Below are 26,708 nucleotides of genomic sequence, written 5' to 3' on the forward strand. Positions count from 1 at the left end.
ACTCCCGAGCCCGAGGTTGCTCCGATTGAACCGTAGTTGAAACGGTTGCCGAATCCAAATGCCTCCGGCGCGGGAATTATCCTGCGTCGGAGGCGCGGCTGCGCGTCGAAGTCAGGTCGCGCTATGGCCTCACGGTCATGACCACATCTGCCAGCCAGAGAAGTAATGTAATGACTGATCCCATCACCACGAACAGATATCCGGTTAATGCCCCGAGTGCTGCCGTGATCTGAAAGAGCGACGGACGTGATTTCGTTGCTGCAGGAACCGGGGGCTTTGGAGTGATTCTTGGGAGCTCTGGAGTGCGCATTTTGTTTGAAAGCATGTGGATAGGTCCCATCACCGGTGGACATCTTGGTCGGTCGATCGAGCTCAGCTAATGCTGCGATAGCTCACCAGCGTGTCATGCTGCATGAATCCGCTGGTGAAGAGCAGTGAAGCTCCCTCTTGATTGTCGACGTCAAGATAGGTGATCACGCTGCGAGCGCCGCGGTTGGCCGCGTAGTTCAAGCAGTGGATCAGCAGGTGAGATGCCATGCGTCGACCGCGTCGATTACTGTCGAATTCGAGATGCCGCAGGAGAATGTGATATGGGTCGGCTGCGTGCAGGAGGGCGGAAGCCAAAATCGTTCCACTGTCATCGGTCACCTGCATGCGCTTCCAGGAGGGATCCTCGAGCGTGAAGATCTCGGCACCGGGGGGTGGTGGTGGACCGGGCGGATATCTGAGGGCGTGCTGGAAGAACCGATACGAGGAGCCCGGGACAAACCGGGCTGTTTGTAAGGCATGGGCGGTCACTTCGCGGCGGTGGGCGGGTACGCCCGGCAGCTGAGGATCTGCAGGATGGTGACCGGTGGTGCCGGCGAAAAGCGGACGCCGCGGCCCCAGGTCCGCGCGGGCCAGAGCGATCAATGCCGCCAAGATGCCGAAATCCTCACCGCCGTGCAACCAGCAGATAATTCCCGCGTCGTCGCTCGTGCGGACGGCGCAACACACCGCACCGACCACTCGGCCGTCGTGCTCTGTCACCACCTGTACCGACATGTAGTCCAGGTCGGCGCTGGCCAAGCGGAGAAGGGAACGTGGATGGGGCGGTGGCTGGCCCGGTAAGCGGTCGTTCGCCATGAGGGCGAGGACGGCTGAGTGGTCCTGGGGGGCCATGGGTCGAGAGGTTAAGCGCTCGCAGGTGTCGCGCAGCGTCGGCTCCATCGTCCGAGACTCCTTCCGTCGACGTGACGCCGACGGTGACGCCCCGCGAATGGCTCCGTAAGTGGTAACCCGCAGATTACTGTCCGCCGGTGCGCTGGAGACTTCGCGGCGCGCTGGGATACCCGTTGGGTGTCGGTACGGGAGTGACCTGGGACGGCCGGGCAGTACGGGGTTAATCCATGTGGAGTAATCGCGCCCATCGTTCCATTTGCACACCCGGCAGCTGTGGTTACGGGCGCGGCCCCCTGAAGCGGCTGATCCGACCCCTGCCGGGGAAACAACTGACCACCCGTCGCCGATTGTGAGGGTAATTCTATACCCAAATGGAGGGGGTGTGACGCACGTCACAGCCTTCCGTTCCTCGCTCAGTGGTGAGAGGGTGAGGCGGTAAATGCCGTCGGAATTGGTCGGGTGTTGCCGTGACGCGAGATCCCGCCTATATCCGATTCCTGCCGCATATTCCGGGTGAGGACTCTCCTTGGCCTGATGCGGCCTAGCATGGGAGTGTTTATGTCGGTTCCGTTGCGTGTCGGGCGTCCGTTGATTCGGGTTGGTAGCGTCCTGTTCATTGCCCTGGCTGCGATAACGGGGCAGATTGCGGCGCCAGGTTTCACGTCCGAGGCGGAAGCCAGCACGCTCTCGGCCAAGGCGTTGGGTGTGGCCGCTTCGAAAAAGGGATCATCGTATCAGTACGGCGCCGTCGGTCCTTATCGCTTCGACTGCTCCGGCCTGACATTCTATTCCTTCAAGCGTGCTGGTAAGCGATTACCGAGAACGGCGCAGCGACAGTATGAAAGCGCTCGCCGGGTATCTGCCTCGGACCGCCGCCGCGGCGATCTGGTGTTCTTTCACTCCGGAAGCAATGTCTACCATGTCGGAATTTATGCAGGGGGCGGGAGAATTTGGCACGCCCCTAAGACCGGCGCCGTGGTGCGGCTGGAGAGAATTTGGACCAGGAGCGTGTGGTACGGGCGTTTCGTGTGATGCCGCAGCCCTCGTTGCTTCCTTCACAGTGTGCGCATCGCGTAGCTCGCCGACGAGGGTTCGATAAAACTTCCTGATTTCGAACCATTTTGCGGAACCGGGAAGGGCGGCTGCTGCCAGTTTCGCTGGACGAGTCTTCTTGGCGGTGTGACTACGTGTCGTTTGGCACAGCCAGGGTTCGCAGCGTATTGTCACGCCTGTCGGGGAGTGTGGCGGAATTGGCAGACGCGCCGGATTCAAGTCCCGGTGTCCGTGAGGGCGTGAGGGTTCGAGTCCCTCCACTCCTACCTGATGATCCAGATCATGCTGAAAGCAAGAGATCCGGTGCCTGTGCGGCATCGGATCTCTTGCTTTTGTCGCTCTGGGGAACTGTCACCCTGCGGCGTAGGTCTCCTCGATGGTGAGTCCGTTGGTGGCTGACGGGACGAAATCCGGAAAATGAGGAGCAGGGGTAATGATGCCGAAGCGGTTCCCGCGGTGGTCGGCGAGCAGCGCGCAGGTGTGACCCTCGGGAGTGCGGACGGGCGCCCGCTCGACGGTCCCCCCGAGTTTCCGCGCCGCGACGGCCGCGATGGTGGTGTCCTTGACCATGACGCAGAAGGAGGCGTAGTCGAATCCCGTGGGTCCGCTCTCGTAAAGGTGCCCGCTGGGGAGGTCGGCTCCGGCTGCGGTGATGACGGAGTACGGCCCGGTGCCGGCGCTCCGGCTGCTGCTGAAGTTCCAGCCGAAGACGGTGTTGTAGAAGTCCCTGGTGGCTCGGGGGGCAGTGCTGCCGATTTCCAACATGCAGATGGAGCCGGGGGCGAAGACGGGCTCCACCGGTTGCGTCGGCGGGTAGTCGGTTTCGAACACACCGAGAACATTGCCGCGCGTGTCCCGCAGACGGGCGAAGCGCATGAACGGGTTGCCGACGGGCGGTGCCTCGACACTGCCACCCACGGTCTGGGCGATGGCGATCGTCCTGTCTAAGTCCTCGACCATGATGGAGAAGACCGCGTACTCGGCCACGTGCCCTGGCTGGCCGACGACCGTGCCCTGCGGAACGCTCAGATCCGGTGGGAGGATCGGGAAGGGAGCGGCGCTGTCCTTGGTGCTGGGGCGGTGCTTGTTCCAGCCGAAGAGGGTGGTGTAGAAGGCGTGCGTGGCATCGATGTCGTGCGTGCCGATCTCATGCCAGGCGACGCGGTTGAAGACCGTACTCATACAGGCAGGCTCCTTGGTGTCGTGCCCCCGCTGAAGTAGTGAGGGCGTGCCGGGTGCATGTCCGGGGCGCATGAGGGTGCGCCGGTTCTGAGGCTAAGCACGAACCACGGGACATGCGCGTGCTGATGGTGCATTAGAGGGGCCATCGGGTGGTGGTCGTCCTGGTTTCGGACGCTTCGCCGACAGGCCGCGGATGAGAGGGCGGGACGGTCGGCGGACCGTGTCGCCCGGCAAGTCTCAGGAGCTTCCCCGGAGCAGACCGTGGCGGCGCGCCACGACATAGACGGGGAGGCGGCTGCGCAGCGCAGCACAGACGAGCACGACGGGCAGGAGGGCCATGCAGCCGGTGACGACACCACGTGCCGGGGGTACTCCCCGGCTGCCAAGCCATCCGGCCAGGGCGAGCGCCGCCGCGACCGTCGCGTGTACAGCATGAGCGGTCATCAGCGGCCTTATCGGCAGGACACGGGTGTGTCGCCAGTGGAGGTGCTGAACGATCAGTCCGGCGGTTGGTCCCGCCGGACAGGCCACGGCGCAGAGCAGCAGACTGCGCTCTGCCCAGGCGGCGCCAAGGCACCCGGCCGTTGCGGCGATCACGGCGAGCTGGGCAATGATGCAGGCGCGCGGGTCCCGGCGGGTTTCGTTGAGGGTGGTGCCAGCGGAGAGGACGAGCGCGAGCGCAGCTCCTGCGGTGAGCAAGGGCATGAGGGGTGCGGCCGAGGCCCACCCGGGGCCGAGCAGGAGGAGAAAAAGGGCAGGACCGACCCCTGCGAACGCACCGAGTGTGATCAACCCGGCTGCCGACGCCGCGCACAGGACGTCCTGTGCGGCTGATGCCATCCTTGCCGGCGTATCCACGCTTGTCCCAGCGGCTTTCACCCGGGCGATCTCTGGCATCGCGGCCTGGTTGAGGCCCTGTCCGAGTACGGTCAGAGGGACACCACCGAGGAGGGCCGCACGGGAGAACTGTCCGGCGGCCGCGGGGCCCAGGCAGGTGCTGACCACCCACAGCGGCGCATTGCTCGTGAGGTACTGGACCAGGCCGTATCCGGTGAAGAAGCCGCCCGCGCCCCAGGTTTCGGCGATGCGGACCGGCGCGCCCGAAGGGATTGGAATCCGGTACAGCGGAACGAGTGCCGCTCCCAGCGTAAGAGCGCTCGTCAGAGGCGCATTGAGGGCAAGGGCGTAGGGGCTGGACGTCGCAAGGAGCCACGCCAGGGATCCGGCCGATCCGCCCAACTGCCCGACCAGCTCGGCTCGCACGGCCGCGTTCGTGTGCTCCAGCCGGCGCAGCGCCGCGGTGGCCGCGAGGGCTCCGGGCTGCACCAGGAACTGCAGTGCGAGGAGCCGCAGCATGCCCTCCGCCTGCGGCATCTCCCAGGCATGTGCGACGAGCGGCGCGATCAGCATCCCCCCTGCGGCGCAGACGACACCTGTCACGCCGGCCAGCGTGGCAGCGGCGCGCAGGAAGCTGCGTGTGATCTTCTCCGCGCGCAGGAGACAGGTGGCGACGCCTGCGCCCGCGAAGCGTCCGAGCAGGCCGATGACCGTTGTCGCGATGGCGTATGCCCCGAACGCCTCCGGGGCAACGAACCGCGCGGTCACTGCCGTGTAGCCGAGTTGGAAGACGAACTGCGCTGCGGAACCCGAGTAATTCCAGAGCAGGTTACGGGCGACGCTCACCTGGAATCCTCGTCCCGTGCGGCCAAAGGAGCGAACAGGTCGGGCCGGTTCGGCAGGAGCTGCCGGTGACGTGGCCGCCGCGGTCCGGTGAGGTCATGGCGCTACCTGGTCCGGTGCCGAAAATGCGCCGCTCTCAGCCGGGGCGGAGATGGTCCGGCGGGGCTGCGGCGTGCCGGCCAGCTCGGCCTCGGTCATGATCCGGGCGAGTTCCGGGGTGAGGACGGTGGGGGTCCAGCCGAGGTCACGCTGGGCCTTCGAGGCGTCGCCGATCAGATCGGGTACCTCTGACGGCCGCAGGTAGCGCTCGTCGAACCGGACGTACTTCTCCCATTCGAGGCCCACGTGCTCGAAGCACAGCGCCAGGAAGTCCCGGACGCTGTAACTGGTGCCAGTGGCCACGACATAGTCGTCGGGGTCGTCATGCTGCAGCATCCGCCACATGGCGTCCACGTACTCAGGTGCGTATCCCCAGTCCCGCCGTGCCTCCAGATTGCCGAGGTGCAGGAATTGCTGCTCGCCGCGTGCGATCTTGGCCGCGGCCCGTGCGATCTTCCGGGTGACGAAGGTTTCGCCGCGCCGGGGCGATTCGTGGTTGAACAGGATTCCGTTGACTGCGTGGATCCCGTATGCCTCGCGGTAGTTGCGAGTGATCCAGTACGCGTAGATCTTTGCCGCGGCGTACGGGGAGCGGGGGTGGAACGGCGTCGCCTCGTGCTGTGGGGGAGCGGAGATCCCGAACATCTCGGAGCTCGACGCCTGGTAGAAGCGGCACGGGAGGCCGGTCATCCGGATGGCCTCGAGCAGGCGCGTGGTGCCGAGGCCGGTGGTGGATCCCGTGAACTCGGGCTCGTCGAAGGAAACCCGGACATGGGACTGAGCGGCCAGGTGGTAAACCTCGTCCGGCTGCACCGCTTCGAGCAGGGTGGTGATGCGCGAGCCGTCGGCGAGGTCACCGTAGTGCAGACGGAGCCCGACGCCCTCTTCGTGCGGATCCTGGTAGAGGTGCTCGATCCGGGCGGTGGAGAAGGACGAGGAACGGCGCATCAGGCCATGGACCGCATAGCCCTTCTCCAGTAAGAGTTCGGCAAGGTACGAACCGTCCTGACCGGTGATTCCGGTGATCAGGGCGACACGGTCACGGGTGTGGCTACGCATGGGAGATTCCTTTGGAGCTCGAACGAACGGGGGGCCTTCCGTGCAGGAGCACGCACCACACCACAGCGAGCAGGAGTGTGGTGGGGGAGAGGGCGCTGAGACCGGTCAGGGGTGTTTCGGTGGTGCACATGAGGGCGAGGAGCGCGAGCAACGCCGTTGACAGGCCCGCGGTGTCGCCCGAGACCCGCCGGGCCCGCACCACCAGGGTGGCGAGCAGCACGGTAAGGCCGACGGCCCCGAACAGACCGGTCTCGGCCAGGGTCTGGATGGCCTGGTTGTGTGCCTGGCCGACCCAGCTGGCGGTGTTGCCGAAGAGCTCCATGCGGTGTTCGGGACTGAAGAGTCCCGGCCCGTATCCGAAGAGCGGGTTGCGCCTGAATTCCTCGTACGCCAGTTGCCATGCATGCGTGCGTCCGTTGAGGTCCTGGCTCTGCGGATCGGAGAGGAGGCCGGTGAGTGCTGCCTGTACCGATGGGGCCATGAGCGCGAAGAGGACGGTGGCGCCCGTGAGGAGCCAGAGGACGTACTTGCGTACATGGGTGTGGTTCCGTGCGCCTCGCAGGAGGAGCAGGGCTGCTGCACCGAGCAGCGCGGTGCGGCACTCGGTGAGCACGAGCGCGCACAGGGCGGCAGAGGCGTGGACCGGCCAGCCGCGCTTCCTGGCCACGGGGACGACCTCGAGAAGAAGAGCGGCGGTCATGAGGGGACCGAGTTGGTTCGGGTTCGATGCGAGGCCGCTGAGCTGACCCCAACCGAGCCCCAGCATGTCCCTTCCCACCCCGGCTCCGGCATCGGCCGGCATGAGAAACGCCCAGCCGGGTGCGATGAGCGCGGCGGCCAGACTGCCCCATGTGCAGCAGCGCATCACCATGCGCAATTGGCCCAGCACTTTTGGGAAGGGACGACGACGGGCGAAATACAGTCCCGCGAACAGGAGCGGCGCATACGCCCCCGACACCTCCAGGCCGCCACGCCCCCCGCTGAGTACGGAGATCAGCGGTCCCGTGGCGAACCCGACAGCGGCCAGGGCGACCGCGACTTCACCCACTGGACGGCGGGTGCCCAGACTTCGCACGACGGTCGCCGCGCCGAGCGCCATGACAACCGCGAGCACGGCTCGCGAGTACATGAGCGCGGTCCCGGTCAGCGGCGGAGTGGAGACGACTCTGTCCAGGTCCAATGCGGAGTGGGGGATGACGGGCGCCACGGCCGTGACCCCGAGTCCCAGTCCCCAGAGCAGGATGACGCCGATGTCCTTCGAGCGCCTGTCGGTGAGGTCCGCGTGCAGGTTCTTTGCCGCGGGGCCTGCGAAGCCGGCGTGGACCACCGCACCGCTCACTGTTTCACCAGCGCTCGCAACGTCGTCTTGATGTAGGGCGACACCATGAGCACCGGGGTCCACGGCCAGCTGTGGCGCAGGCAGTACACCCACCACTGGCGGGGCGGCAGTTCTCGCTGGGAGGTACGGCGACGCAGGGCCTCGCGTACGCTGATGCCGGGCTCGCGGGAGCCGGTCAGTGGCGGATTGCGGTCGCAGCGGCCGACGTGCCGGCGGGCCACGTATGCACGGATGCCGGCCCGTCGGGCACGGAAGCCATGGTCGTAGTCGCCCATTCCATGGCAGAAGACCGCGTCGATGTCCCCCACCCGTTCGTGTACCGCGCGGGAGATCAGTACGACATTGCCGTTGTACGTGGTGCAGGGTTCCGGTCGGCCGGTGGGTTCGACGATCACGAGTCGACGGCCACGGCGCCCGGAGTAGGTGGTGCTGGAGCCGTCGTGTGAGGTGACAGCGCCGACGACGACAGCGGATTCGCCGACGTCGACAGCCGTGGCGAGCAGCACTGCCAACGCGTGCTCGTCCAGGGTCACGTCCTCGTTGAGCCAGAGCTGGTAGTCCCAGGGATCACAGTCGGCGGACAGAGAATCCTGGCTGGCGAGCCGCATCCCGGCCCCCCAGTAGATGTCGTCGGTCACCGGGGTCAACCGGACCTCGGGATGAGCAGCCCTTACGGCCTCCGGGGTGCCATCGGTGGAACCTGCGTCGACGAGATGGACACTCAGTGCTGTGCCGGGAGGCAGGCAACGCTGCGCTTTCAGCGCGTCGATCGCGGAAAGGGCCTTCTCGCGCCGGTTGTGACTGGTCATCAGAACGGCGATGCGGAGAGCGTGATCAAGACTGGGCAAATGTTCTCCTTAGCTCAGAACTATCATCATTGCCGGATAAATGCCGTGATTCGGAATACCCTGGCCGCGCGCTTCCCGTGATCAACCCCAAGAGGTGAAAGCTTGGAACTCCGACACATCGCCAGCGTGCTCGCCCGAACCTGGTCCGTGGTCGCCATGTGCGCCATGCTCGGCCTCGGTACGGGCTGGCTGGTGACCACACTGTCCACGCCCATCTTCCAGGCCCACACTCAGCTCTTCGTCTCCGTGCAGGCCGGAGGCGCGACGACGGAGCTCAATCAAGGCAGCTCCTTCACCCTGGCCAGGGTTCAGTCGTACGTAGCGATCGCGACGAGCCGCCAGATCACCGAGTCAGTCCGCGACGAGCTCCACTTACCCGGTAGCGCCGAACAGTTGGCGACCCGGATCAGTGCGCAGGCGCCGTTGGGGACGGTTCTGGTCAACATCACCGTCAGCGATACGGACCGCGAGCGGGCGGCCCTCACCGCCGACGCCGTGGCAAGGCGTTTCCGTGACGTCGTGCAGAGTCTGGAGACCCCGGACGGCTCGGCCAAGCCGCCGGTCAAATTGAACATCACCCAACCGGCCTCAGTCCCCGCTCAACCCATGTCGCCCCGCCCTGCCCTCAACCTCGCGGCAGGGCTGCTTGCCGGGCTTCTGCTCGGTGCCGCGCTGGTCGTGGTGCGCGAAGCCCTGGACAACACGATCGCCACGACGGAGTTGCTCACCGAACTCACCACCCTGCCGGTGCTCGGAGCCATTCCGTACGATCGAGAGGGCAAGGGCCATCTGACCAGCGTGTTGGGGGAGCAGTCCCACTCCCCGCTCGGGGAGTCCATCAAGCTGCTGCGGACAAACCTTCGCTACGCCGCGATCGGCGATCGCCCCAGAGTCCTTGTCATCACCAGCGCGCTGCCGCTGGAGGGCAAGAGCAGTACCGCACTCAGTCTGGCCCTGTCGATGGCCGAGGCAGGCACTCGCACCGTTCTCGTCGACGCGGATCTGCGAAGGCCTTGCGTGGCGGAAGCCTGCGGCCTCGTACAAGACGCGGGTCTCACCAATGTGCTCATCGGCAATGCCGAGCTGGCTGACGTGATGCAGCAGACCGGGGGCCAGCTCGCCGTTCTCACCAGCGGCCCGGTCCCGCCGAACCCGGCCGAATTGCTGGCGTCGGCCCGTATGGGCCAGGTCCTTGCCGAGCTCGCGGAGCACTATGAGGCAGTGATCGTCGACTCGGCGCCCCTGCTGCCCGTGGCCGACACGGTCGGGCTCGCCCCGCACGCCCAGGCCGTGCTGCTCGTAGTGCGCGCCGGAAAGACGCCGCGCGACCGGGTCGCCGCAGCCGCGGACGCTCTGCGAACAGTTGGCGTACGCACGCTCGGCACGGTCCTGACCATGGTTCCGCTGTCACGCAACAACTACGGTGATCTGTCCGCCGCGCGCTCCGCGGTGCCTCCACAGCAGCGTGTCATGCAGCAGTCCATCGGAGGCGAGGCGCAGTGACCACCCCGCTCGATCGGCAGGCGCGCGTGCACATCGCCGGCCATCGCGGACTGGTCGGTTCGGCGTTGGTGCGGCAGTTCACTGCCGAAGGGTTCACGGACCTCCTGCTGCGCACCAGCACGGAAGTGGACCTGCGGGTCCGGGACGAGGTCCACGCCTTGTACGCCGCCGAGCGCCCGGACGTCGTCGTGCTCGCCGCGGCCCGGGTCGGCGGGATCGCCGCGAACGCGGCCAGGCCGGTCGAATTCCTCTCCGATAACCTGCGCATTCAGCTCAATGTGCTCGAAGCGGCACATGAGTACGGTGTCGGCCGTCTGCTGCTGCTGGGATCCAGCTGCATCTACCCCAAGCACGCTCCGCAGCCCATCTCCGAGTCGGCCTTGCTGAGCGGCCCACTGGAGCCGACCAACGAGGCCTACGCCATCGCGAAGATCGCAGGTATCGCCCACGTACAGGGCCTGAGACGTCAGTACGGCCTGCGGTACATCTCGGCGATGCCGACCAATCTCTACGGCCCCAACGACAACCTGGACGAGTCCACCTCGCATGTACTGCCCGCGATGCTGCGACGCACGCACGAGGCCCGCCTCCAAGGTGCCGACGAGCTGACGCACTGGGGGACCGGCATGCCGCGCCGCGAGTTCCTGCACGTGGACGACCTGGCACGGGCTTGTCTGTTCCTGCTCGAGCGGTACGACAACGACCTTCCCATCAATGTGGGCACCGGAGAGGACCTGCCACTGAGGGACATCGCCGACATGATCGCCGAGACCGTCGGATACGCGGGGCGGATCCACTGGGACACCACGCGACCGGACGGGACGCCGCGAAAGATGCTAGACACCGAACGGATCAGGGGACTCGGGTGGAAGCATGAGATCTCGCTCCGAGATGGCATCCAGGAGACCTACGAGTGGCTGAAGACCTGTGTATGAACGTGCTGTTCGTCTGTACCGGCAACGTGCACCGCTCGGTCCTCGCGGAACGGCTCCTGGCGGCCCGCTTGTCCGATACCACCGCAGTGAGGGTTGCCAGCGCCGGTACGAGAGCAAGGCCCGTCGCCAACATGGATCCGGCCACGCGAACCCTGCTGCGCCAGTTCGGGGCGGAGGGTGCGGGCTTCGCCGCACGTCAGCTCACGGAAGACCTCGTGGACAGGGCGGATCTGGTGCTCGGCATGGAGCGTGAGCACCGAGATGCCGCGGTGCGGCTGCGCCCGGGGGCGCTGCACCGCTGCTTCACGCTGAGAGAGTTCCTGCGTCTGCAGGAGCAGCGGACGCAGCGTGGTTCGGGACTCCCGGTGTCAGCGGCGGAAGACGCCATTCCCGACCCGTGGCATCAGCCCGGTCGCGTGCTCCTGGAGACCGCGCGGACCATCGATGCGGCAGTGACCGCACTCGCCGAAGTGCTGTTGCGCACCCATGGCGACGCCCTCCGCGGCGCGGTGGCCCTGCAGGAAAGCCATGGCCGCTCATACTCCATCGAAGGGGACAGGAATGAGTGAAGTCTCCAAGGCAGCCCCTCGACATGCAAGAAGAAGATCGGGAGAAGGGACTTCCATGCGCGTGTTGCACGTCCTGAACGAGCTGCGTCCCTCCGGCGCGGAGACCATGCTCCACAGCGCCGCCAAGGAGTGGCAGACCCACGGGGTGGAGGCCGAGATCCTGGCGGTCGCGTCCGGTCCGGGACCGTTCGCGGACTCGCTGCGTGCGGTGGGCTACCAGGTCGGCCACGTGCCCGACGACCCGCTCCACCGGGTGCCGTTACGGCTGCTGAGAAAAGTGCGCAACGGCGGGTACGACATCGTCCATCTGCACGCGGAGCGCGGCAACTTCTGGTTGGGCCTCGCGGCGCGTGCCGCCGGCGCGGCAGTGGTGCGCACGGTGCACAACAACTTCGCCTTCCGTGGCCGCCTCGGCCTGGAACGCACCCTGCAGCGCGGCCTGCTGCGGCTCACCGGGAGCGTCACGCAGATCGCCGTCGCTCCCGGAGTGGCCGACAACGAGCGGCGGCGCTTTCGAAACAGGGTCGGAGTGGTCGACAACTGGTGCGACCCGCAGTTCGTGCCGCCGCGACCGTCCGACAGAGAGGCTGCTCGGGCCGCGCTCGGGATCGACGGCACTCGCCCCGTTCTGGTCAGCGTCGGCAATTGCTCTCCGGCGAAGCGCCATGAGGCCGTCTTCGCCGCGCTTGCCCACCCTCTCTGCCCCTCGGACGCCGTCTACCTGCATGTCGGGGCGGAAACCGCGGGCCGAGAGGAACATGCGCTCGCGGTCCGCCTCGGGGTCGCGGACCGGGTCCGCTTCCTCGGGTGCGTACCGCCGCTGTCGGCACTGCACGCCGCAGACGTCTTCGTCATGCCGTCCGTACACGAGGGGCTGCCGATCTCCGGTGCGGAGGCGCTGGCCACTGGCCTTCCGGCCGTGCTCGCCGATGCGCCGGGCCTGCGGGACTTCGCCTGGGCGGCCCCGGCCGTCACCTTCGCGGGTACCGAGCCGGCTGAACTCGCTTCCGCGATCGCGGCCGCCGTGCAGGGCCGGGGAAGGGAAGGGACCGACCTTTCGGCCCAGGTGCGGGAACGCTACGGGGTGCGCCGAGGAGTAGCTCAGTATGCTGCTGTCTATCGCACCCTGGTGAGATGAACGGCCGCTTCCGCCGATGGTCGCACCGGCGCCGCCGCGCTACCCCCGACTCCCTCGACACCCTCGAAAGCCAGCTGCTCTGCATGCAAGACGGAGGAGGTCGATGAGATGAGGGTGGTGATCGCGTCGCCGGTCGATCTGCCGCGGTTGGGGCAGCTGCTCGATCCGGGCGGGGCCGACCGCCTGTCGCCCGGACTCGGCGGCTCCTGGTCAGCGGCCCTGGTCGCAGCGATTGCGGCGGCAGGCCACGAGGTGACCCTGGTGACGCTCTGTCCGCTGACCCGGCAGGTGGAGCGCAGGAGAATCGGCCCCGTCGATGTGCTCGTCGGTCCGTACCGCACCCGGCACCGGGCCCGGGACGCCTTTCGGCAGGAGCGCCGGGTGGTGCGGGAAATGGTGGACTCGGTGGACGCGGACGTGGTCCATGCGCATTGGACGTACGAGTTCGGTCTCGGTGCGCTCGCGGCCCGCCATCCGGTGCTGGTGACCGTGCACGACTGGGCGCCGGCGATTCTGAGGCACAAGCCCGATGCCTATCGCACCGTACGAATGCTGATGCAGGTCCGGTGCCTGGCGCGCAGCCGCCATCTGACGGTCGTCTCACCAACCATGGGCGAACGATTGCGACGGATGGGGCTTCGGGCGACGCTGGTCCCCAACGGGTTGCCGACTGCGGATCTGGCCGCACCGCGGCAATGGGCTGCCGAGGCGCGAAGAGTGCTCTGTGTGACTTCCAGCTTCTCTCCGCTGAAGAACACGGCCTCACTGCTGCGGGCTTTCCCCGAGGTGCGGCGGGAGTGCAGGGGCGTGACCTTGCACCTCGTCGGGCCGGAGCACGGTCCTGGCGGTCCTGCCGAGTCGTGGGCCCGCAGACATGGGCTGGACCGGGCAGTGGTGTTCGCGGGGCCGCTGCCCACTGAGGGCGTGCGGGCTGCCATGGATGCGGCGGACGTGTTCGTCTCCCCCAGTCTGGAAGAGTCCTTCGGTCTTGCCGTACTTGAGGCGATGGGGCGGGGACTGCCGGTCGTGGGCGGTCGCGGGGCGGGCGCCGTGCCGTGGCTGCTCGGGCACGGGGGTTCCGGCGAGCTTGTCGACGTGCGCCGCCCGTCGTTGCTTGCAGCAGCGGTGTCGGGGCTTGTGCGGGACCCCGAACGGCGGGAGCGTCTGGGACGGGCGGCCTTGGCGCGAGCCAGGCAGGAGTTCGGACTCGGGGGCGTTGTCGCCCGGTATGAGGCGGAGTACCGGCGTGTGTCCGGCACCGCGTGAGCTTGACCGGAACGACTCATGTGGCGAAAGACATTGTGCTGTCGTAGCGTAACTTTCGGTTGTACCCAGCGGACATACGTCGCGGCTGGGCACCTACTTCTCTCGGGCTTGCGGAATGTGAGGTGAGTGCTGTGCCTTCCGTGCAGTTCCCCGTGGTGTTAGCACTGGCAGTGGGTGCGTACTTCCTGTGCCGGAAGTGCGGCATGAAGGTTTCTCATGTACTTATTTGTGCCGGGCTGGGCTTCTACCTGGCCGATACCTCGTTTGCGCCGACGCTGCACACCACGGTCGATGCGGTGTCCGGACTTTTCGGAAGACTCGGGTGATGGCCCCGTTGGGGCACTCAGCGGCGCGCAGCTGATCTTTGCGTCAGGCTCGTCCTGAGGCCGGTCCCTTTCTGTCCCTGGTCGTGGGTGGGAGTGGCCGTGTCGATGGAGTCGCAGCCGTGGCCGGAGCCGGTTCGGCAGGCGGCTGAGGCGTTACGGGACCGGCTGTCGTGGGCGTATGCGCTCGGGCCGGGACTGGAGGACCCAGGGTTCGACTTCACCGTGCTCTCGCAGGAGGAGAGGGTCCTGGATCTGCTGCTTTCCCGGCTGGTGGAAGAGGGCCTGCCGGCGGCCGGGGCAAGCAGCGCACCGATTTCACGCACGTGGTCAGCGCGGTGCGGAACCTGAACGGGCTGGAACTGGCGGGCGCCTGGCGGGCGAGTCAGTACGGGCCGCGGTCGAAGCCCTGACGGTGGCCGCGCCGCACTGGGGTGCGGCGGTGCTGGACGTGCCCGGCTGGTCACCTGGAAATACCAGCAGGCCACCTGCCCGATGGGCCGGCCCAGCTCCTCCTGAGTCCGGTTCCGGTGAGGCATCCGTCGATGAGGTGGCTGCGGTATTGGATCTTGCGGAGGCCGTAGCGGAGTCGGGGCATGAGGTGGCTCGGGTCGGTGAAGGCGGTGTTGGCCTGGATGGTCCGGCGGAGGATTGACCAGACGCCTTCCACGGGGTTGAGGTCAGGCGCGTAAGACGGCAGGGGGTAGGCGGTGAGGCAGTCCTGCGCGTCGATGAAGGCCCTCATCCGGCGGTCTTTGTGGAGGTTCGACTTGTCCCAAATGAGGACGATGGGTGCGCCGAGTCGCCGGTGGGCGGCGATGAGGAGGTCGCGGTACTCGGTGCAGGCGAGGCTCTTGCGGCCTCCGCTCTTGTGAGCGGCTGTTGTCTGGGCCGGTGGACGAGGCGGGAGCGTTCACCGGGTTTGTAGCAGCACAGGGCTGCGATGGAGAAGCGCCGCTGGGAACGGTCGCGGCCCCGGGAGGTCGGCGGCCGTGTCTCCGCAGCATCTGCGAGATCCCCGACAGCGTTGTCGACTTGTGGAACCGTCTGCCGATCAGGGTCTTGATCCTGGCCAGCGTCCATCTCTCGCTGGACCGACCGGACGCTGACCCCTAACTCCTCGCGATGTCCGTACCACCCCGCCCGGCGGCGAACATTGCCGCTGCTTCCATCCGGATCCGCTCACGGAAGGCTTGCCTCTCCGCGGTCAGACCTCCACCCTGCGGATACCTCATACACCCGGCATACCGCGACGATCACTGATCGTCAGCCCCTACGACAACCCACCTTCAAGGTCAGTAACGGGCAACAGGGTCCACGGCATTGCCAAACGATCAGCCGGGGCCGCACATCACCCGGATGCCGTTGGCGCCGTTCAATGACTTTCGGGGTCCATTGTTAGAGACTTACGCCACAATCGCTACCAATATGCAAAGTATGTAGGTCACAGGAGGGCATCCAAGCCCCTGTTATCCCTGGATTTCAGCGGCCGCACTGGGCCAGCTTTTGAAAGGTCCTTCGCATGAACTTCCGCACCAGCGGAAATAGACTCACGCTGATCACCGGCATCTTGGATCAGGGCGGCTCACACCTCGCCGGACTGTTGCTGGAGAACGTCTACTTGATCCACGGCCCGAGGCGTCACCCGCCATCAATCTCGACTGGAGAGGCTCCTGCATGACCAGCCCCGTGGTGCTGCAACTCAGCAACGAGAGAACGCCCGGACCCGGGGTCGGCTTCACCCCCGCCTTCCGTGCCTTTGCCGCGCGTGGCGAGTTGCAGCACACAGTGGTGTTACCGCTCGCCCTGCTCCAGGAACCCGGGCAGACCGCCTCGGCTGCCGTAGAGGCGGTCCGTCGGGCCGCCGCCGAGGTACGGCCCGACGTGGTATTCGTGCAGTCACCGGGCGGCTTCCCCTGGGACAAGGAATCGGTGGCCACCGTTCTGCGCGCGGCGGGCGGTCCACAGGTGATCCTGTGGGAAGGCGATGTCTGGGGCGGCCGGAAGCGGCTGCCGCAGGCAACCACCGTCTGGGCGAATGCCTCTGACGCTGTGTACAGCGTGGCCATGGGAAAGCAGGAAGACCTCTTCGCCCGCTTCACACGCAGCCCTATCCGCTACGTACCACATACCGTCCCGGACCATCTGCGCACCGACGACCCCGTACCTCCGTTGGATTCGACGAGGTACGACGCGGTACACATCGGCGGGCGGTACGTGCGCTTCGGCCGCCTGGAGCGGATCGAGGGGGCGCTCAGCAGACAGCGCGCAGTGACGGGGGTGCGGCGGCTGCGCGGGGTGCGCACCGCCGTGCACGGGCCGGGCTGGCGGGGCCGCGGCGCGCACGGCCCGCTGCCGTTCGGTGAACAGGTGCGGACCTTGCGCACGGCTCGGCTGAGCTTCGGCTGGGACCACTTCAACCGCTACCCCGGGGTCTGCTCCAACCGGGTGCCGATCAGCCTGTACTCGGGGAGGGTGCACGTAACGTCAAAGGTCGTCGGTGCTCGTTGGCTGCCGGGTCCGCGCCAGGGGCTACACCAGGCTGAAACGGTGGACGACCTGGTCCACACGGTACGAACGTTGCTGGCTGCCGATCCCGCCGAACTCCACCTGGCGGGCCTCGCGGGCCACTGCTGGGTGCACGACCGGCTCACCGACGAAAACGCCCTGCGCTACATGCTGGGCGGTCCGCTGGGCATCGCGCCGCCACCGGACGACCCTTGGGCACAGCTCGACATGGTGCTCTAGGCAGTGTCTGATACCGCGTTGCCAGGGGCTGCCGCGGTGGGCGACGAAGACGCCGTCGCGGAACAGCGGGGCGAGGCGGTCGTGGCAGGCCGTCTCGGCGCCCTGGTCCCAGGTCAGCGTCATGCGTGCGGTGACGGGGAGGTCCCGCAGGGCCTCGGTGAGACGCGCGTGGAACTGGTCCGCGCCGTGGCCGTCGGGCAGCGCGACGAGCCGGACGAAACGGGTGCGGCGGTCCACGAGCGTGGCGATGGCGGTGCGGTTCCTCCGCCCGGTGATCAGGTCGCCTTCCCAGTCGCCGGTGCGCTCCCGGTGCTCGACGACGCAAGGCCGTTCGTCGATGAGTGTCGCCGGCACGGCGAATCGCGGAGCGCGCTGGTCGGCCTTGCGGCGCTGCTTGCGCAGAGGCCGACCGGTGCGGAGCTTCTTCGTGAGTGTCCTGCTCAGGATGCCTTTCGCGCCCTGGTAGAGGGCACGGTGGATGGTCTCGTGGCACAGGTGTCGTTCGGGTCGGTCAGGCCACGGAGCGCGCAGGTGGGCGGCGATCTGCTCAGGGCTCCACTCAAGGTCGAGCCTGTCCTGGACCTCAGCGCCGAGCTCGGCGTCGAGCCGCAGCTTCGGTCTTCGCGGCCGGTCGCCCCGCTGTCTGGAGCGGTGGTGGGCGAGGTCGGCGTCGTAGAGGCCCTTGTCGTGTTCGAGCATGTTGCGGCGTAGTTCGCGGCTGACGGTCGAGGGTGAGCGGTCGTGCCGTGCGGCGATCTCGCGTATGACCAGACCGTGTTCGCGCGGGGTGGCGATGCGCTTGCGTTCCAGCAGCGACAGGTAGCGGCCTGAGTGCAGGCTCTCGGATACCTGCTCCGGCGGCAGGCCGCCGTTCTCCGACCGCCACCGGTAGCCGGTCTTCCGCCCGATCCCGAGCTGCCTGCACGCCTCGACCGTGCCGCGACAAGCGTTAGAACCCAAGGAGCAGAGCGTGCTCAATTCTGCGGGAGCATTGACAGCGGTGATCGCGAAAGAGCTGCGGGTGAGCGTGAGGTCGGTGGAACGCTGGCGCCGTGCCTGGCGCGAGGGCGGGCTTGAGGGCCTGCGATCGGTGGGTCCGGCCAACGAGCCGACCGTCGGTGGCGACGGTGTGGCGACTGCTGAAGCGGCACGGCTGGTCCTGGCAGGCACCCGCCCGCAGAGCACTTGAACGCGACGAGCATGCTGTCGAGTTGTGGAAGCGGGAGGTGTGGCCGCGGGTAAAAGCCCCGCGGCGGCCCACGGGGGCTGGATCGTCTTCGAGGACGAGGCCGGATTCTCCATGACGCCGCCCCGCAATCCAACTCCGCCCCCACCTCGTAGACGGCTGCCTCACCGCCGCCGGCCTCACCCAACCGACCCCACCCTGAAAAGCTCAGTAATGGGCAACAGGGGCGTTTGCCAGTGCCGCTCGGTGAACTCCTGATTTCCCGGCCCGAGATGTCTTCGCATCTCCTTGATGCATGATTCCGAGGCTCGACGAGGACGCGTTCACCCGTATGGCCGATCGCAGTAGAATGCGTTTCAGAGACGGCCTTTTATATTATTCGATCAACCTTTTGCCTGACACGTGTGTGCCGCAGCCGGCATCCCGAGACCCCGTGTTTCTCCCACTGGGTCGGGCATGGCAATATCTGATCCGACACAGTGGGAGCGGCCTTTCCCAATGGCTCGCCCACTCGCGGGCGTTCCGCGCTCGGGCTGCTCGCCGGGCCGATGCTTCCGCGACCGTGGTGACCTGGCTCGGAGCTGTGACACCATCCCCTCACGGAGAAGGTCGGCCATCCATGAACCGTTTAGAAGTGGACATCCTGCGAAGGGTCCAAACCAGTCGAGAACGTCGGGGCATGCGGCAGGCGAAAGCCTTCGCCGCATGCGCCGGGGCCACGTTCGTGGCGATGATGTGGTTCATCGCCTCGAATACCGGTGATGTGCGCCTGACGCTCTGGTGGAGGCAGGCCGATGCCCCCATGTGGATCGTCGTCGGAGTGGCAGGGCTCATCGGAGGTGCGATCGCCTCGGCCTTGACCGTCCTCAGGGAGCGTCACCGCAGGCGATGACGGATCGGCGAGGCGGAGCAGAGGCGAAATGGCCGGGGCATCGCAGAACCGTTTCGTCGGCTGCTCGTTGAACCAGGTTGACGCAGGGTGCGGTGCGGCCTCCCCCACCTCCGTTGGCAATGCAGCTGATCGTACTGCGGAATTACGGGGTTGTCCCCTTGATGGCTGTGCGCCCGTGCCCTTCTCGCTCGCGAGCGGCCCTGTATCGATGATTATCGGATTACTTGAGTGCTGTCTGGTCTACACATCAGAGGTCCGCTGGATCATTCGACGGGAGCAAGTATGGAACCCATCAGCCGAAGGCGATTACTGGGGACGGGGCTTGGAGTCGCTGCCGCGACCGGATTGAGCGGATGTCTCGGGGGTGATGGGGGAGCGGCGCGCCGCGGGCGCGCAGCCGGGACCTCGTCCCCGGCTCCGAAGGCCACGGCAAGACTCATCGGTGACGGCTCAACGGCCGACACCGGACAGCAGCCGAACCAGCCGGCCAAACCCGTCCCGCTCGAACCAGGACAAGCGCCGCCCCAGTTCGTGGTCTTCTCCTGGGACGGCGCCGGAGAGGTCGGCAACGGCCTCTTCGCGCGCTTTCTGGAGCTCGCCCGCAACCACGGCACCACGATGACCTTCTTCCTCTCAGGGATCTACTTACTCCCCGAATCCAAGAAGAGTCGCTACCGGCCACCGAACAACCCCGTCGGCGCCTCCGACATCGGCTACCTGACCGATGAGCACGTCAGGGCCACGCTGCAGTGCGTCCGGCAGGCCTGGAACGACGGGCACGAGATCGGCACTCACTTCAACGGTCATTTCTGCAGTGGCGCCGGATCCGTGGCCAACTGGTCGCCCGAGGAGTGGCGCAGTGAGATCGATCAGGCGATGTCCTTCGTATCCGAGTGGCGGACCAACACCGGGTGGCAGGATCTGGACCCGCTTCCTTTCGACTACCGGAAGGAGCTGATCGGTGGCCGTACTCCGTGCCTGCTCGGTCAGAAGAATCTGCTGCCCACGGCCAGTGGGCTCGGCTGGCGGTACGACGCGTCGTCACCCGGCGGTCGGCAGGTCTGGCCGGTCAAACGCCAGCGGGTATGGGATCTGCCGCTCCAGGGCATGCCGTTCCCCGGGCACTCCTTCGAAGTCCTCTCGATGGACTACAACATCCTCGCCAACCAGTCGAAGAACACGACTCGCGGGGCGCCGTCGAACTACCCTGGCTGGCGCGATGCGGCGACGCAGGTGTATCTCGGCGGCTTCCAGCGTGCGTACGAGACGAATCGTGCCCCCCTCTTCATCGGCAACCACTTCGAGGAGTGGAACGGCGGCATCTACATGGATGCCGTCGAGGAGGCGTTGAAGGCGATGGCCGGGAAGAAGGACGTACGCATGGTGTCCTTCCGTCAGCTCGTGGACTGGCTCGACGCCCAGGACCCCGGAGTCCTCGACAAGCTGCGCTCGCTCGACGTGGGCCAGTCCCCGGCCGGCGGCTGGAATGCCTACTTCAAGACTCCGTCGCCCGGGGCCTCCCTGACGACGTGACGTCCCGCGGTTGTCCCGCGACCTGGCCGGGCTCACCGCTTCCAGAGCAGCTTCCACATGGCCTCGCTGGGGTGACCATCGGCCTGTGCGCCTCGGAACCCGTTGTCGACCTGGAACCGGAGGCACGCCGTTCTCAAGGACTCGTCCCAGGTGCACGCTGACCTCATGTCATCGTCACTTTCGAGAGTGGGGCACAGTTCAGGGGTCCACCCCTGGCTGATGAGCCGTAGCCGCAGCACGAGGATCCAAAAATTGGTCAGGTCCGGTCCGAACTGATCAGTGCCCGGAAAATCCGGTGGTTCGAGCGGTAATAGGTTTCCGAGGCTCGGGTGGCGGATGATCGGTCGCTCAAGTTCTTCCTCGTCAGCAGTGGTGACCTCTTCGCCGACTATGTCTTTGCCCTGGCCATTCACGAGATATTCCCAAGTCGTCGCGTCGGGGATTCCTGAAGTGCGGTCGCGGCTCCATCCCTGCGCTCGCTGAAATGCCGCACATGCCTGCAGGTCGGGAATGGACCAACGTGCGGGCAGGGACTCCGGGTAGTAAGGTTTTGCGCCGCGCTCGATGAGCATCTCGCGCAGAATGGAAATGTAGATGTTCTTGGCATCCGGGCGGAAATATCGATCGCCGGGGAATGTCGTGAGGGAAGGGGAGGCGGAGATTCTGGGTGAGGCCGGGCGGTGGGTGGTGCGGTTTTTCGTGAGATGCATCCAGATTTCACCGAGATAGGACGGCATTGTTCGTACTCCTGAAGTGGGTTTGATTGATCTGTGACAGTGGCCGCCTCGGCGGTCAGGAATGCAGAGAAGTGCGGTGCCGATGCCGCCTCATGATCATTTCAACCCCCTTCGGAGTGGTTCCGATGCGAGTGGCGATGTCTCGCTGGGAGTAACCGGCTGCGGTGTGGGCGAGTACCAGTCGGGTGCGGGAGGACGCAGCGGACAGGATGCTGAGCGCTTCCATGTGCAGGATTATCTGGTGCGCCGGGTCGGACTCGGGCGATGGTGAATCTACTGGAGCCGGAAGATTGTCCAGGGAAGCGCCCGCCCGATGCTCTCGAAGCCACCGACGGTATTCGTTGGGGAACTTGGTGAGGCAATGCCCGATGAAAAATGTCTGCAGGGAGGCGCCGAGGGTCGGATTCCATCCGTTCTTTCCTTCGGCTGTGGCTCGGAATGTCTTGAGGGCGACCGCCACAATCATTCCGGCGATCTCTGAAGCGGAATCCGGGTCGCAGTGCAGGTCGGATGAGCGCCCTAATCTGATCGTGGTGAGTTGGTATACGCGTGAAAAAACTGTTCCATTCGCGATCCAGGACCGCAGGACGGAGTGCCCGTAGCGGGCTAAATTCTCGTTGAGTTGGTTCCAGTCTCGATCGGTCGGAGGTAGTTGCGGATTTGGATTCGATCCAATTTCCGCCCGCGTGGAGAGCGCTGTGCAGACCATGAGTAATCGCTCCTGCAGTATTTCGCCTAGGTCCAGTGGAAGGCGTAGCCGATGCATGTCGATCTGATCGGTTGAAGCGGGGAAGAGGGAGCGGCCCGGCGCGCGAAGCGGGTCCGATGGCCCAGGTGTCGCCGGGGCTGCACGCCTGTAGCAGGCTTAGGGGGGCGATCCCGGCCTGGTGCCCTCCTGTGTGAGTGCAACGAGGTGGATACTGTCTCATGTAACGTAAGACACGTGTTTGGGCTTGGCAACCTGAGAGGCTGCCGAGGCAGCGACCGCCCTAAAGGCGCAGGTCCTGGCGCCGCCGCGGGCCCGTAGATGCACTGGGGTCGGGCGGTGCGTGACACGGCATCTGAGGGGCACATGCAGAAGTGGGGCGCCGAGGCGCCCCACTTCTGCATGTGTCACGTGTTCAGAAACCGATCCGGCCATGGGCTCCCGAGTGAGCCTTCAATGGCCGACGGTCCTGCGAAGCGTCAGTTCTGTGTGCGCTTCTTCTCCTCGTGGCGGCGGATGGTCTCCATGTCCGCGTCGGAAAGGGCGCCACTGCCGTCGGGGGCGTAGGCCACGAGGTCGTAGTCGGCACTGGCCGGCACCTGGGTCTCGGCCGTTCGGCCGTCGAACGTGGGGTTGGAGACATGGGCGGGTTCACGGCCCTGCTCCGAGGCTGCGATGAGAGCGTCAATCATGCTGAGGACGACCGCACGCTCTCGGCGCGTGAGCCGATTGGCACGCGGAGGCAGGACAAAGGGCTCGACCGGCTGGTCCCGGTAGATCCCGGCAGCCAGTTCGATCCGGGCGCGGGGCACGTCCAGGGCCAGAGCGAGGCCCGACAGCGTCGCCTCTTCCAGTACTCCGGGATGGCCGCCTCGCGCGATGCGGCCGATGGTGCCGTGGCTCACGCGTCCCTGGCTGCGGGCAGCTGCGGCCCGGTAGCTCAGGGGCCGCTGTGGGGAACCGAGCTCGGACAGTCGTTCGATGACAAGTTCCTGCAGGCCGTTGACCACTCTCGTCTCCCGATGGTTCTCTCGCCCAACCGGAATGGGTGGGAAGGTCACTGCTGCCGCACTTGTCGACTCGGATGTTCTTATCGTATGCCATATGCATCGGAATCTGCTGTTCGGTTCTCACCGTTTGTGCGCGCTGGAGGTCCGTGCGTGACGGTTCGGGAATCCATTTCGAATCGCGTGAGGGCGGACTCGAATCGGCTCGGCCTGCGGGATGGTCCCGTGGACGTGGTCTAGATTGAAATCCGGCCCGGTATCTCCCCTTGAGCCGGGTGAGGTCCCGCTGTTGGAGCGATCTCGCAGTGAGACACATTCCTTAGTCCTGTAGTGAAATACGAGGCTGCGATGACTACCTCCGCGTCCCAGCGTCCGCTCCGGGTTCCCGCTCCAACTGCTGCCCCTATGGGGCCGGTTGACTGGGCCAAGGTCGGCCGTAGCACGGTGCGCCGCTATGCTCGCGGCATGACATACCCCGAGATCCTCTCCGCTCTTGCGGAGGCTCGGAACGACGCCCGCCTCGGCTCCAGCCGCGACGACAGCACAGGCGATGGCGGTGAGCGTGGCGAGGCCGAGCTCGCGGAGTGGGAGCGGATCGCGCAGCTGTTGGCCGGAAGTGGCGCTCCGTACGATCCGGGCTGCGATGCGCTCGTCCAGTACGAACTCGCCGAGTGGGAGCGCATCGAGCAGCTGCGTGCGGGCAGCAGTAGCCCGTCCGAGTCGGGTTCTGACACACTGGTCCTGAACGAACGGGCTCGCAGCGCCGCCACACGAGTGCAACCGGACGAGCAGGCTGCCGACTGGCGCCAGGCTGAGAAGGCCGAAGCTGCCCCGCAGTCACCCGAGGCCGCGCGCCGCGCCCTGCTGCATGCTCTCACCAGCACGCGACTTCTGGAGAGTCTGGCCGCGGACGAGAGGAGGGCGCTCGAACGTCTCTCCCACACGGATCCGGAAGCCGCGCTGACCTTGAGTACTCTGGTTGGCCGGGCCTTCGTAGTGGGCCAGACGCACCGGGAATCCCACACGACGTGAAATTCGGCTGCTCATCCCGCTGACGGAGACGGCCCAGGGGCCAGGAGCACGCGGCCGGGCGCCGCGTGCTGTCCGTGGCGGGCGGGAGCCGGCCGAAGTCGGCGTCGCCGCCTCAACTCAGGCATTCCCGCAGGTCATCCGGTGCCGCATCCGACTCGAGGAGCCGCTGTTGGCCGGGCACTCCATCCGTCGGGGCGGGATGCACGGGCTCGGGGAGGCGGAGCGCCGTGGGCGCATCGGGAAGTCCCGCGCCGGTGCGCGCCGGATCCAACGCCGGAACGCGGCGGCAGGCGGCGTGGAGCAGTGCGTGAAGGTAGTGGACACGGGTGGCGGTACGGGGGTGCGGCGCCGGGAAGTTGTGGCTGAGGAGGAGGGCGGCGAGGCCGGTGATATGAGCAGCCGCGATGGCAGTGCCGTCGGCGGGGACGTAGGGGTTGTCGCACGTGCCGTCGTGGGCGGCGGTGGTGATCACGGCCACGCCCGGGGCGACGAGGTCGACACCAGGACCCATGGGAGTGAAGGCCGGTGCGTAGGGACCGGACCGTGAAGGCCGGCCGGTTTGCGGGGAAACGGTGGCCGGCCAGGCGTCGGTGGTGGCGACGGCTCCGACGGCGAGCACGGTGGGGAGGGCTGCGGGGAGCGTGACGGCGCCGCCGGTGTCGCCCGCCGGGACGATGACGGCGATTCCGGCAGAGGCGGCATCCTGCAACTTCCAGGCGGTCAGCAGCGAAGGCCGGCGGAAGGCAAGGTTGAGCTGGGCGAGATCCAAGTCGTGACTGATGCAGTAGTCCAGGGCTTGCAGCAGGTTGCTGAGCCGGCCGTTCGGGAACAGCTTCAGGGAGTGGAGCTGTGCGGCGGGCGCGATCCCCGTGATGCCGATGTGGTTGTCGGCCGCGGCGATGACGCCCGCACAACGGGTCCCGTGCCCGGTGGCATCGTTCTGCCAGGTGCTCTGGCCCGGTGCCGTGAAGTCGTATCCGGCGCGGACGCTGTCCTTCAGGTCCAGATGGGTGGTGTCGACTCCTGAGTCGATCAGGGCGATCTTGACACCGCTGCCCCGGTAGGCGGCCGGAACATGGTGGAGGCGCATGGCCTGCGTCCCCCAGCCGGTCAACGGCAGGTCGGGGAAGTGCTCGAACGTGTCGGACAGTGCCTGCACCTCGATGACGGCCTCTGCGCCGGGTGTCTCCGGTAAGCGGGGATGCTCGATCCGGGTCGGCCAGTACCCACTTGACGGTCGCACCTGGAGGGCCTGGATCGTGGCGGGGGTGTCGCCGGGAAGGACCAGGCTCACTCTGCCTTCGGCGTCGCTGACCGCATGGGAGGTGGTGACGGTCCCGATGGCCCACACGTGCGCGCCCGGCACCGGGTTCCCTTGACGGTCCATGACGCGCGCCTTGACCCGCGCGGCTTCCTCCAGCGTGACAGCCCAGGCCGGGTCCACCATGGGCCAGACGCTCGTACTCGTGGAGGGCGCCGTGCTCGGGGTGTAGGTCAGGGGCTGGTCGGGTTCCACCGTCAAACGGGGGTCGGAGGCCATGGCCTGGGCCCGGATGTCGGGCATGGCCACGACGGCCACCGGCGGGCACATCAGGTGTGGCGCAGCGTTCGTCCCGGAGCGGGCGGATCTCGGTGGTCGGATGTAGGCCAGCGAATCGACTGCCGGATCCCCTTCCAGCATGGTCAGCAGCGTACTTGCCGCGATCGGGGTCACCCCGGCCGGCAGGAATCCGGCAGGGCACGGTGCGACGAGGTACCGTCCCCACCCGGCCTGCGTCGCATCTTCCTCGCCGTAGCCCGCGCGCGGTCCGCAGCCGTCCGCACCTGGCTGCCCGACGTGCCCTTCGCCCGGGTTCATGTCACTCATGCCCGCCTTCACCTCCCAACGGTTCTGGCCGCCGGTGTTCCAACCCTGCTCACTCATGGCCACAGCCGCCTTCGTGTGTCGTACCGCCGTCATCGAACCCACCGCCGGACGGCTCGTCTCTTGGCCCTCCCGCGCGACGGGCATCTCCGAAGCGGGTCAGCGCTTCGGCCGGGAGGATGGGCCGGGGCCCGTCCACCCGGCCGGACCCGTAGGTCACATGCTCAAGCCTGCCGGCTGCCCGTAATGGTTCTGGGGCTGGCCGATGGCCGGTCCGTACTGACCGGGCTGGCCGAAGCCCTGTTGCCCGATGGGGTTCTGCTGGATGAACGGGGCAAGGGTGGAGTGCAGTACGGGCGCGATCCGGCGGGAGCACTCCGCCATGACGCTGCTCCAAGCCTGCGCAGGAATCTGTCCCTGCATCTGGATCCCCATCATGATCTGAGGATCCATGCGCAACTGTTCAACCACTGCTGTCGCTGCCGTCGCCGCACACCGTAATGCCAGCTCGGTGATCAGCACAGGGATCTGTGTCTGACCCGCGTGGCCCGTCGGCTGCTGTGCGTAGTGCTGCTGTCCCGGGCCACCGGAGAACCAGGGTTGCTGACCGATGCCCTGCTGCCCGTACGCCTGCTGCCCAAGACACGGAACCTGTTCCGGCTGCGGGTCATAGGCCTGCTGTGACTGCTGCTGCGGGGAGGTGTAGACGGACATGTAACTCCTTTTTGGTCTATTGAAGTTAAGGGCACCCTTGAGAAAACGGAGAGCCAGGGGAAGGGGTCCTCCGCTGCACCGAAGCCAATCAGTACGGGATGCAAAGCACTCTTCGTGACATACCGCCATCAGGG

General features: G+C 66.6%; 21 protein-coding genes, 1 tRNA gene and 3 pseudogenes. 13 read left to right on the forward strand and 12 right to left on the reverse strand.

All coding sequences use genetic code 11. The features are described 5' to 3' along the window. Positions 1-372 precede the first annotated feature (372 nt). Positions 373-1,068 carry a GNAT family N-acetyltransferase gene (locus AC3IYJ_RS40045; protein WP_489403135.1) on the reverse strand — a complete coding sequence of 232 codons (696 nt, stop codon included), beginning with the start codon at positions 1,066-1,068 and terminating at the stop codon, positions 373-375. Positions 1,069-1,719: 651 nt separating this feature from the next. Between AC3IYJ_RS40045 and AC3IYJ_RS40050 the strand changes: the two genes are divergently transcribed. Together AC3IYJ_RS40050 and AC3IYJ_RS40055 are read left to right on the forward strand one after the other, a co-directional pair. Continuing rightward, positions 1,720-2,193 (forward strand): C40 family peptidase, encoded by a 474-nt coding sequence (locus AC3IYJ_RS40050; protein WP_489403136.1) that lies wholly within the window; start codon positions 1,720-1,722, stop codon positions 2,191-2,193. Positions 2,194-2,396: 203 nt separating this feature from the next. Continuing rightward, a tRNA-Leu gene (locus AC3IYJ_RS40055) sits at positions 2,397-2,480 on the forward strand. An 85-nt stretch (positions 2,481-2,565) separates the two neighbouring features. On the opposite strand, the gene AC3IYJ_RS40060 is transcribed toward AC3IYJ_RS40055, so the two are convergent. The 5 genes from AC3IYJ_RS40060 to AC3IYJ_RS40080 all read right to left on the reverse strand — a co-directional run bounded on the left by AC3IYJ_RS40060 (position 2,566) and on the right by AC3IYJ_RS40080 (position 8,382). Continuing rightward, complete coding sequence (locus tag AC3IYJ_RS40060; protein ID WP_489403137.1) at positions 2,566-3,396, reverse strand: VOC family protein; 831 nt, start codon at positions 3,394-3,396, stop codon at positions 2,566-2,568. Positions 3,397-3,633: 237 nt separating this feature from the next. Then, the gene (locus AC3IYJ_RS40065) at positions 3,634-5,079 is read right to left on the reverse strand and encodes an oligosaccharide flippase family protein (RefSeq protein ID WP_489403138.1); all 1,446 of its coding nucleotides are present in this window, start codon (positions 5,077-5,079) and stop codon (positions 3,634-3,636) included. 93 nt (positions 5,080-5,172) lie between these two features. Further along, a complete protein-coding gene (gmd, locus tag AC3IYJ_RS40070) occupies positions 5,173-6,234 on the reverse strand; it encodes a GDP-mannose 4,6-dehydratase (RefSeq protein WP_489403139.1) in 1,062 nt (353 codons plus the stop codon). Then, positions 6,227-7,573: an O-antigen ligase family protein gene (locus AC3IYJ_RS40075; protein WP_489403140.1), complete on the reverse strand. Its 1,347-nt coding sequence runs from the start codon at positions 7,571-7,573 to the stop codon at positions 6,227-6,229. The genes gmd and AC3IYJ_RS40075 overlap by 8 nt, the downstream gene beginning before the upstream one ends. Continuing rightward, on the reverse strand, positions 7,570-8,382 hold the full coding sequence (locus AC3IYJ_RS40080) for a glycosyltransferase (protein WP_489403350.1): 813 nt from the start codon (positions 8,380-8,382) through the stop codon (positions 7,570-7,572). The genes AC3IYJ_RS40075 and AC3IYJ_RS40080 overlap by 4 nt, the downstream gene beginning before the upstream one ends. 141 nt (positions 8,383-8,523) lie before the next feature. Between AC3IYJ_RS40080 and AC3IYJ_RS40085 the strand changes: the two genes are divergently transcribed. The 7 genes and pseudogenes from AC3IYJ_RS40085 to AC3IYJ_RS40115 all read left to right on the forward strand — a co-directional run. Then, positions 8,524-9,924, forward strand: coding sequence for a tyrosine-protein kinase domain-containing protein (locus AC3IYJ_RS40085; RefSeq protein ID WP_489403141.1), 1,401 nt, complete (start codon positions 8,524-8,526; stop codon positions 9,922-9,924). Further along, complete coding sequence (locus AC3IYJ_RS40090) at positions 9,921-10,859, forward strand: GDP-L-fucose synthase family protein (protein ID WP_489403142.1); 939 nt, start codon at positions 9,921-9,923, stop codon at positions 10,857-10,859. Before AC3IYJ_RS40085 ends, AC3IYJ_RS40090 begins: the two co-directional genes overlap by 4 nt. Further along, complete coding sequence (locus tag AC3IYJ_RS40095) at positions 10,838-11,428, forward strand: arsenate reductase/protein-tyrosine-phosphatase family protein (RefSeq protein ID WP_489403143.1); 591 nt, start codon at positions 10,838-10,840, stop codon at positions 11,426-11,428. The genes AC3IYJ_RS40090 and AC3IYJ_RS40095 overlap by 22 nt, the downstream gene beginning before the upstream one ends. Positions 11,429-11,483: 55 nt before the next feature. After that, on the forward strand, positions 11,484-12,566 hold the full coding sequence (locus AC3IYJ_RS40100) for a glycosyltransferase (RefSeq protein WP_489403144.1): 1,083 nt from the start codon (positions 11,484-11,486) through the stop codon (positions 12,564-12,566). Between the two features lie 108 nt (positions 12,567-12,674). Next, positions 12,675-13,832 (forward strand): glycosyltransferase family 4 protein, encoded by a 1,158-nt coding sequence (locus AC3IYJ_RS40105; RefSeq protein WP_489403145.1) that lies wholly within the window; start codon positions 12,675-12,677, stop codon positions 13,830-13,832. Positions 13,833-13,963: 131 nt separating this feature from the next. Beyond that, a complete protein-coding gene (locus tag AC3IYJ_RS40110; protein ID WP_489403146.1) occupies positions 13,964-14,158 on the forward strand; it encodes a hypothetical protein in 195 nt (64 codons plus the stop codon). Positions 14,159-14,293: 135 nt separating this feature from the next. Beyond that, a pseudogene (locus AC3IYJ_RS40115) lies at positions 14,294-14,621 on the forward strand (IS1182 family transposase); the annotation flags it as partial. On the opposite strand, the pseudogene AC3IYJ_RS40120 reads toward AC3IYJ_RS40115, so the two are convergent. Continuing rightward, positions 14,619-15,390: pseudogene (locus tag AC3IYJ_RS40120) on the reverse strand (transposase). The pseudogenes AC3IYJ_RS40115 and AC3IYJ_RS40120 sit on opposite strands and share 3 nt — an antisense overlap. Positions 15,391-16,687: 1,297 nt before the next feature. Then, positions 16,688-17,863, reverse strand: a complete 1,176-nt coding sequence (locus AC3IYJ_RS40125; RefSeq protein WP_489403147.1) for an IS30 family transposase — start codon at positions 17,861-17,863, stop codon at positions 16,688-16,690. A gap of 25 nt (positions 17,864-17,888) precedes the next feature. Here AC3IYJ_RS40125 and AC3IYJ_RS40130 point away from each other — a divergent pair. The 3 genes and pseudogenes from AC3IYJ_RS40130 to AC3IYJ_RS40140 all read left to right on the forward strand — a co-directional run. Continuing rightward, positions 17,889-18,227 (forward strand): annotated as a pseudogene (locus AC3IYJ_RS40130) (winged helix-turn-helix domain-containing protein); the annotation flags it as partial. Positions 18,228-18,708: 481 nt separating this feature from the next. Then, positions 18,709-18,981 carry a hypothetical protein gene (locus AC3IYJ_RS40135; protein ID WP_489403148.1) on the forward strand — a complete coding sequence of 91 codons (273 nt, stop codon included), beginning with the start codon at positions 18,709-18,711 and terminating at the stop codon, positions 18,979-18,981. A gap of 282 nt (positions 18,982-19,263) precedes the next feature. Beyond that, positions 19,264-20,514: a polysaccharide deacetylase family protein gene (locus tag AC3IYJ_RS40140; protein ID WP_489403149.1), complete on the forward strand. Its 1,251-nt coding sequence runs from the start codon at positions 19,264-19,266 to the stop codon at positions 20,512-20,514. Positions 20,515-20,546: 32 nt separating this feature from the next. Here the strand turns inward: AC3IYJ_RS40140 and AC3IYJ_RS40145 are convergent, their stop codons facing one another. Both AC3IYJ_RS40145 and AC3IYJ_RS40150 read right to left on the reverse strand, forming a co-directional pair. Then, a complete protein-coding gene (locus AC3IYJ_RS40145) occupies positions 20,547-21,251 on the reverse strand; it encodes a peptidoglycan-binding protein (protein ID WP_489403150.1) in 705 nt (234 codons plus the stop codon). 1,185 nt (positions 21,252-22,436) lie between these two features. Continuing rightward, positions 22,437-22,967: a hypothetical protein gene (locus AC3IYJ_RS40150; protein WP_489403151.1), complete on the reverse strand. Its 531-nt coding sequence runs from the start codon at positions 22,965-22,967 to the stop codon at positions 22,437-22,439. 462 nt (positions 22,968-23,429) lie between these two features. Between AC3IYJ_RS40150 and AC3IYJ_RS40155 the strand changes: the two genes are divergently transcribed. Then, entirely contained in the window at positions 23,430-23,996 is a 567-nt protein-coding gene (locus tag AC3IYJ_RS40155; RefSeq protein ID WP_489403152.1) for a hypothetical protein, read from the forward strand. A gap of 112 nt (positions 23,997-24,108) precedes the next feature. Here the strand turns inward: AC3IYJ_RS40155 and AC3IYJ_RS40160 are convergent, their stop codons facing one another. Both AC3IYJ_RS40160 and AC3IYJ_RS40165 read right to left on the reverse strand, forming a co-directional pair. Beyond that, complete coding sequence (locus tag AC3IYJ_RS40160; RefSeq protein ID WP_489403153.1) at positions 24,109-25,920, reverse strand: S8 family serine peptidase; 1,812 nt, start codon at positions 25,918-25,920, stop codon at positions 24,109-24,111. A gap of 156 nt (positions 25,921-26,076) precedes the next feature. Then, positions 26,077-26,574 carry a hypothetical protein gene (locus AC3IYJ_RS40165; protein ID WP_489403154.1) on the reverse strand — a complete coding sequence of 166 codons (498 nt, stop codon included), beginning with the start codon at positions 26,572-26,574 and terminating at the stop codon, positions 26,077-26,079. Between the last annotated feature and the right edge of the window lie 134 nt (positions 26,575-26,708).

Source organism: Streptomyces sp. GL_140 (assembly GCF_057834465.1).